This is a genomic window from Streptomyces sp. SID14478, from assembly GCF_010548525.1.
Lineage (GTDB): Bacteria > Actinomycetota > Actinomycetes > Streptomycetales > Streptomycetaceae > Streptomyces.
Genome location: NZ_JAAGMG010000650.1, coordinates 1 through 6,833 on the forward strand (window position 1 = coordinate 1; position 6,833 = coordinate 6,833).

The window sequence follows — 6,833 nt, forward strand, 5'->3', positions numbered from 1 at the left end:
CGCGCCGCTGCCGCCCGAGCCTCCCGCTCCGGCGCCGCCTTCCCCGCACCGGGAACCCCCGCCCGAGCCGAGCACGCCGGACCGTGCGGCGCCGGCCGCGCCGTTCCAGTGGGTGCCTCGGACCTCCTACCGCAATCGCGCACAGCGCCCCGCACCCCCGGGCATGTCCACGACCATGACCACCGTCGTGGTCACCACCCCTGCCGTGCTCGCCGCTGCTGCGCTGCGGCCCGGATCCCGTCGCCGCCGCAGCAGTTGAGTCTCATTCACCCCGCTCTTGGAGTACCACCGTGCCCGAATGGCTGATCTACACCCTGGCCTCCGCCGTCGTCTGCGCCCTGGTCGTCGTCGCCACCGTGATGCGGCACCGCCGCGTCGCCGCCGACGAGGACACGTCGCAGACACCGGACGTGCTGGAGTACATGGTGATGATGGTGGGAGTCGTCTACGCCATCGTGCTGGGCCTCGCCATCGCCGGCGTGTGGGAGGCACGCAGCGCCGCCGAGGACACGGTGCAACGTGAGGCACAGGCGCTGTACGAGATCGATCAGCGGCTGGACGTGTATCCGGACGCATTCCGCGGCCAGGTCCGGGAGCACATCGACGCGTACGCCCGGCACGCCGTCACCGCGGAGTGGCCCGCCATGGAGAACGACGACCAACTGGGCTCCGGTGGCGGGGAGTTGCTGCAGCGGATCCGCCACGACCTGGCCCATCGCGCACCGGCGGACGAGTTGCAGGCCCAGGCCTACCAACCGCTTCTGGATCAGGTCGCCGCCGCGGACGACGCCCGGCACCAGCGGCTGGACAGCGCGGGTACGACACTGCCCGGCGTGGTGTGGTTCGGGCTGGTGGCCGGTGGCGCGGTGACGTTGGCCCTGCTGTACGCGCTCCAGATCCGGCGCTCGGCCCGCGAGTTGATGCTCGCCACCGCGTTCAGCGCCCTGGTGGTGTTCCTGCTGTTCATGGTGTGGAGCTTCGACGCGCCTTTCGGGCACTCCGGCACCGACACCGCGCAGCCGCTGCTCGATCTCTACGCGGCCGACGTGTAGCGCGGACGCCTGGACCTTCCCCCGAGCGGTCCTCGCCATGGGCCAGGGGCGTTCACGGGTGGTGCAGCAGGGACTTGATGTCGGCGCTGTACTGCGCCGTGTCGGTGAGACCGAACGCCACCCGCTGGAGCAGGAATCCGTGGAGCAGCCCCATGACCACGCGCGCTCCATGATCGGGCCGGACGGACGGCGGGACGGCGCCTGCCGCCCGACCGCGCTCGATGGCATCGGCGATGGTGCGGCGCACGGTGGCGAAGCCCTCGACGGCCGGGGACCGCACGGCTTCGTTGCGCAGCATTTCCGACCAGGTCTGCACGGCGCAGCGCAGCAGTTCGTCGACGGGCACCTCGCGTCCGGCGGCGTCGAGGACGGTGTCCGCGCTCAGTGCGTCGAGCGCGGCAGCCGTCAGATCGGCGACGGACGCGGCGACGGCCTCCGCCGCCAGCCGCTCGACCGGGGCGAAGATGAGACGGAAGGCGTCACCGGCGATGGCAAGGATGATCTCGTCCTTGCTCTCGAAGTACCGGTAGGGGGCGCCCTGCGAGACACCGGCCTCGGCGGCGATGTCGGGCATCGAGGTCTGGTGGAAACCGTCGCGGGAGAAGCAGCGGCGCGCCGCAGCCATGATCTCCGCGCGCTTGGCCTCGCGGCGCTCGGGGGTGAGGCGTGGCATGACCGACCCTCCTTCAACGTGAATGAGCATTTACCTTGACGGGTTCCGCCCGCAGACCTACTTTAAAAGTGAAAGCTCATTCACGGAAGTGAGGGTTCACGATGAGCACGAAACTGCGCGTTGCCTCCTACACGTACGAGCACACCGCGGCACTCCTCGACGGGCGCGTCCCGATCGACGGAGTGGACGCCACCTTCGAGACGGCCCCATTGGTGTCGGACATCTTCCGGCGGACCGTCGAGGGCCACTACGACGTCGCCGAGTACGGCCTGACCTATTTCCTGCGCACCTTCGACCTTGATGAATCACCGTTCCTCGCGCTGCCGATCTTCCCGAACCGCAACTTCCGGCACTCGTCCGTCTTCGTGAACACCGCCGCGGGGATCGAGAAGCCCCAGGACCTCGCGGGCAGGACGATCGGCGAGTTCGCGATGTTCGGACACGACCCCGGCGTGTGGATCAAGGGCGTCTTCTCCGACGAGTACGGTCTGACGCCCGATCAGTCGCGCTGGGTCATCGGCGGCACCGACCATCCGATCCCCGCCTTCGACTGGGTCCCGCAGCCCGTTCCGGGAGGGATCGACGTGCGGCACGCGGGCGAGGGCGAGACCTTGGGCGCGATGCTCGAGTCCGGCGAGATCGACGCGCTCATCTCGGTCGACGTCCCGCAATCCCTCCCCGACGGCTCGACGAAGATCGCCCGCCTGTTCCCCGACTACGAGACCGTGGAGCGCGACTACTACCGGCGCACCGGGATCTTCCCCGCCATGCACATCGTCGCGGTCCCGAGGGAACTGGCCGCGCGGGACGACCTGATGACCTCGATCTACCGCGCCTTCTGCGAGGCCAAGGACATCGCCCAGCAGGAGTACCGCCAGGGTGCGCTGAAGCAGCACATGGGGGTGGTCACCCCTTGGTTCAGCAGCCACTTCGAGGAGAACCGCGCACTACTGGGCGAGGACTGGTGGCCGTACGGTCTCGGCGCGAACCGCAAGGTCGTCGACACGTTCCTGCGCTACCACTACGAACAGGGCCTTTCGCGGCGCCTGTTGACCAGTGAGGACGTCATCGTCCCCGCGCTGCTCGACACCTGAGGGCACGGGATACGGAGCCGGGACAGTAATCGATTTCCTGTCACAACTGACGTCACAGGGACGGAAGTTCAAGAGGACGCTCTGTTCACAGCAAGCGTTTACTGCCATTCTGCTCCCGCAGTTCGGGTGATTCATCACGCATCCACGACGGGAGGCCTTCCCATGGCCGCACGCACGGCACGTCTTTCACGACTCGGGCGGACGGGACAGTGGGCGGGCGTGGCGGCGGCCGCGCTCGCCCTGACGCTGCAGACGCCCTCCCCCGCGGCCGCAGCGGTGACACCGGGGCACATGATCAACGCGTACACCCGCGTCGACGGAGCCCCCGCCGACGGGCTGACCAGCATCAGCTACCACATCACGATCAACGAGCAGCCCGACGCCAAGGGCTACTTCTTCGCCCAGGCCTTCTACTTCAAGAACGGCCAGGTCGGCTACATCGGACTCCAGCCGCGGGCCGACGCGACCGAGCCCAACCGGGCGTTCTTCAGCGTGTTCGGAGCCGGGACGACGGACAGTGACGTCAACTGCGCCCCCGGGGCCGACGGCGGCGAGGGCACCAGCTGCAACATCGCCTACGACTACGTGACGGGCCGTCAGTACAGGCTGAAGATCCAGCAGTTGTCCGCTCGCGTGTGGGAGGGCATCGCCTACGACACGGTGACCGGAGCCACGCAGCACATCGGGACCTGGACCGTGAGTGCGTCCGCCGGACTGCTCAAGCCGACCGGCGTGGCGTTCGTCGAACACTTCCTGCCGGTTGCCGACTGCGACGCGATCGCGCCCGCCTCCGTCTACTTCTCCGACCCGCAGGGCAACGGCAGCACCTACTCCGGCACGACCACCAGCGCGGTCACGCTCGGCGCCTGCTCGGCGAAGGCGTCCTACTCCATCGGCCCGACCGGCTTCACGTCGACGACGGGCGGATGACCCCGCCGCGTCGGCGAGGGCCGGCCCAGCGGCCCGGCCCTCGCCGGTGTCAGCTTCGGCTAGCGGGCGTCCGCCCTCTCCGCGGGACGGTCCGTGTCCGCCGTCACCGACTCCAGTTCCTGCTGCTTGGTCTCGGGGATCTTGCTGCGTACGAAGAAGAAGGACGCGAAGGCGAAGAAGGCGAAGCCCCCGTAGAGCCAGGACAGTCCGATGTGGCGGGTCATGGGCTCGAAGGAGAAGGTCACGACGAAGTTGAAGACCCAGTTCGCCGCGGTACTGATGGCGAGGGCCATCGCGCGCATCCGGTTCGGGAACATCTCGGCGAGCATGATCCACAGGATCGGGCCCCAGGAGAGCGCGAAGAAGACCACGAAGGCATTGGCTCCGATGAGCGCCAGCGGTCCGAAGGCGCCGGGCAGCGAGATGTCGTCGCCGCTGCCCTGCTGCTGCGAGAAGGCGATCGCCGTCAGGAGCAGCGAGACGAACATGCCGGCAGAGCCGATGGTCAGCAGCGGGCGGCGACCGATCCGGTCCACGAACAACATGGCCACGACCGTCATGACGACGTTCACGCCCGCGGTGATCACCGACGTCGTGAAGGAGCTGGACTCACTGAAGCCGACCGACTTCCACAGCGTGGTGGAGTAGTAGAAGATCGCGTTGATGCCCACGAGCTGCTGCAGCGCGGCCATGATGATGCCCACCCACACCAAGGGGTGCAGGCCGAAGCGCCGCCCTCGCAGATCCCGGAAGCTGCTGCGGTGCTCCTTGTCGAGGGTCTTTCGGATCTCCTGGACCTTGGCCCTGCCGTCCGCCACTCCCGAGATCCGCTCCAGGACGGAGCCCGCCTCGTCGAACCGTCCCTGCCGCACCAGATAGCGCGGGGACTCCGGGATCAGCACGGCGAGCACGCCGTACACGACCGCCGGGATCACCCCGACGAGGAACATCCACCGCCAGGCGGGCATCCCCAGCCACAGGTTCTGGGACGCTCCACCCGCCGCACCCGCCAGGCCCTTGTTGGAGCTGAGCACCACGAGCTGGCCGATGGTGATGGCGAGCTGCTGGAGCGAGCCGAGCGCGCCGCGGCCCTTGGCCGGGGCGATCTCGGAGATGTAGGCGGGCGCGATCACCGAGGCGATGCCGATGCCGAGGCCGCCGATGACCCGCCACACCAGCAGGTCAGGAACGGAGAACGCGAAGGCCGAGCCGGCCGAGCTCACCGCGAACATCGCGGCGCCCAGCACCATGACCCGGCGTCGGCCCCAGCTGTCCGCGAGGCGTCCCGCGTACCAGGCGCCGACGGCGCAGGCCAGCAGCGCGATGGAGACGACGAACCCGGACAGGAACGAACCCAGGTGGAAGTGCGAGCCCAGGGCGTCCACGGCGCCGTTGATCACGGATGAATCGAAGCCGAACAGGAAACCGCCCACGGCCGCGGCGATGGAGACACCGACGGCCTTGCCGTGGTGGGAGCCTGTCGACGGGGAGACCGTCGCGGTCGCGGTCATGGCGGATACCTCTTGATGTTCATGACGCCTCGCGCGCTGTCGCTGAAGGCGGCGCTCGGAGTGTGGTGGACCTTGGGGACGGCAGGTGACCTTCGGCGTAACCCCTGATGTCTGCTGCGTGTCGCTGTGCGATCACCCATCACACACCACGCGACCGGGCCACGGCAGGGGCCAATGCCCTCGCCCCGGCCGACCTCGGTCCTTCGCTCAAGGTCCACCGGGCCGTTTGACTTCAGAGGCTGCGGGAAAGGCGGGGCGTCTCACCGCCGACCGTCGTGGTGGGCGGTGAGATCTCGCATCAGCTCGTCGTGGCGCGCGTGAGCTCTCGCATCAGCGCAGCCTCACCCGGCCGGACGACGCACCCCCCGACCGGTGTCACCTGCGCCAGAACAGGTGGTGCGTGATGCCGCTCGGACTGGGCACGACCTCCAGGTGGAACCGGTCGAGCAGGTCCTCGGGCGACTCCCACAGCCGCAGCCCGGAGTGCAGCTTCACGGGCGAGACCGCCACATGCAGGGTGTCCACGAGATCGGCGTCGAGGAACTGCCGGACCGTGGTCACTCCCCCACCGAGCCGGACGTCCTTGCCCTGCGCCGCCTCCCGCGCCCGTGCGAGCACCGTCACCGGGTCCTCGTCGACGAAGTGGAACGTCGTGTCGGACAGCGTGATCGACGGACGCGTGTGGTGGGTCATGACGAACACCGGAGTGTGGAACGGAGGCTCCTGCCCCCACCAGCCGCACCACTCGTGGTCGGTCCACGGCCCGCGCTGCGGACCGAACTTGTTGCGGCCCATGATCTCGGCACCGATGTGGTGCGTGAAGTCCCGGGTGAAGTAGTCGTCGAGACCACGGCTGCCGCCGGGAGCCGTGCGCATCGGCCAGCTCGCCGTGGCACCGGCCCAGGCGAACAGCCTCTCGGGCTGCACGTGACCGAACGGCCGCTCGAGAGTCTGCTCCTCCCCCGCCCCTATGCCGTCGCTCGAGATCGTGAAGTTCATGACTTTCAGCAACTGGTCCACGTCTTCCTCGCCAGGTAGGTCGCTTCGGCGTGCGGCGGTCGCCGCCCCACCGTGACGTCGAACGGGACGCCGCCCGATCGACACCGGCCCCACAATTTCTTTCGCCGGCGCCCGTCGGACCCCCGCGTCGTCGCCGGCCGCGGGGGTTGATGCGTCCCCGCCGCCTCCGTACATTCACCGGATGTCGGCAGACGGACCAAGCTCGTACGGCACGGGGAACGCGCTGTTGTGGCCGGCGTTCGGCGCGCGGGTGCACCAGGTCCGCGAGGCGCTGGCGGCCTGCGGTCACGTCGCCGTCTTAGGCGTGTGGGGCAGCGGCCGCACCACTGTGCTCGCCGCTGTCGAGAGATCCGTCCCCGGCGGCGTGCGCCTGCTGCGGCTGACGCCGGGTCCCGGCGACGAGCGGTACCCCCTGGGTGCACTGGCCCAGTCGCTCCTGCCGCTGTCGGGGTCGTGGGACGCCCTGCCTCCCGCGCAGGCGACGCGGTTGCGTGCGGCGGTGGACCGCCCCGGCACGCCGGACGTCGACCGGCCCGCGCTGCGCACGGCGCTC

At 69.2% G+C, this 6,833-nt stretch carries 7 protein-coding genes and 1 pseudogene; 5 read left to right on the forward strand and 3 right to left on the reverse strand.

Going from position 1 to position 6,833, the window contains the following annotated elements:
- Positions 1-259, forward strand: a pseudogene (locus tag G3I40_RS46510) (hypothetical protein); the annotation flags it as partial.
- A gap of 31 nt (positions 260-290) precedes the next feature.
- Positions 291-1,052: a DUF4239 domain-containing protein gene (locus tag G3I40_RS21660; RefSeq protein ID WP_164303798.1), complete on the forward strand. Its 762-nt coding sequence runs from the start codon at positions 291-293 to the stop codon at positions 1,050-1,052.
- 52 nt (positions 1,053-1,104) lie between these two features.
- Here G3I40_RS21660 and G3I40_RS21665 read toward each other — a convergent pair whose 3' ends face one another.
- Positions 1,105-1,725 carry a TetR/AcrR family transcriptional regulator gene (locus G3I40_RS21665; protein WP_164303799.1) on the reverse strand — a complete coding sequence of 207 codons (621 nt, stop codon included), beginning with the start codon at positions 1,723-1,725 and terminating at the stop codon, positions 1,105-1,107.
- Positions 1,726-1,826: 101 nt separating this feature from the next.
- Here G3I40_RS21665 and G3I40_RS21670 point away from each other — a divergent pair, with 101 nt between their 5' ends.
- Together G3I40_RS21670 and G3I40_RS21675 are read left to right on the forward strand one after the other, a co-directional pair.
- Entirely contained in the window at positions 1,827-2,819 is a 993-nt protein-coding gene (locus tag G3I40_RS21670; protein ID WP_164303800.1) for a 4,5-dihydroxyphthalate decarboxylase, read from the forward strand.
- A 162-nt stretch (positions 2,820-2,981) separates the two neighbouring features.
- Positions 2,982-3,749 (forward strand): hypothetical protein, encoded by a 768-nt coding sequence (locus G3I40_RS21675; protein ID WP_164303801.1) that lies wholly within the window; start codon positions 2,982-2,984, stop codon positions 3,747-3,749.
- 59 nt (positions 3,750-3,808) lie between these two features.
- On the opposite strand, the gene G3I40_RS21680 is transcribed toward G3I40_RS21675, so the two are convergent.
- Together G3I40_RS21680 and G3I40_RS21685 are read right to left on the reverse strand one after the other, a co-directional pair.
- The gene (locus G3I40_RS21680) at positions 3,809-5,260 is read right to left on the reverse strand and encodes a sugar porter family MFS transporter (RefSeq protein WP_164303802.1); all 1,452 of its coding nucleotides are present in this window, start codon (positions 5,258-5,260) and stop codon (positions 3,809-3,811) included.
- 375 nt (positions 5,261-5,635) lie between these two features.
- Positions 5,636-6,280, reverse strand: coding sequence for a dihydrofolate reductase family protein (locus tag G3I40_RS21685; protein WP_164303803.1), 645 nt, complete (start codon positions 6,278-6,280; stop codon positions 5,636-5,638).
- A 181-nt stretch (positions 6,281-6,461) separates the two neighbouring features.
- On the opposite strand from G3I40_RS21685, the gene G3I40_RS21690 reads away from it, so the two are divergent.
- Positions 6,462-6,833 (forward strand): hypothetical protein (locus G3I40_RS21690; RefSeq protein WP_164303804.1); only part of this gene is annotated, 372 nt, incomplete at its 3' end.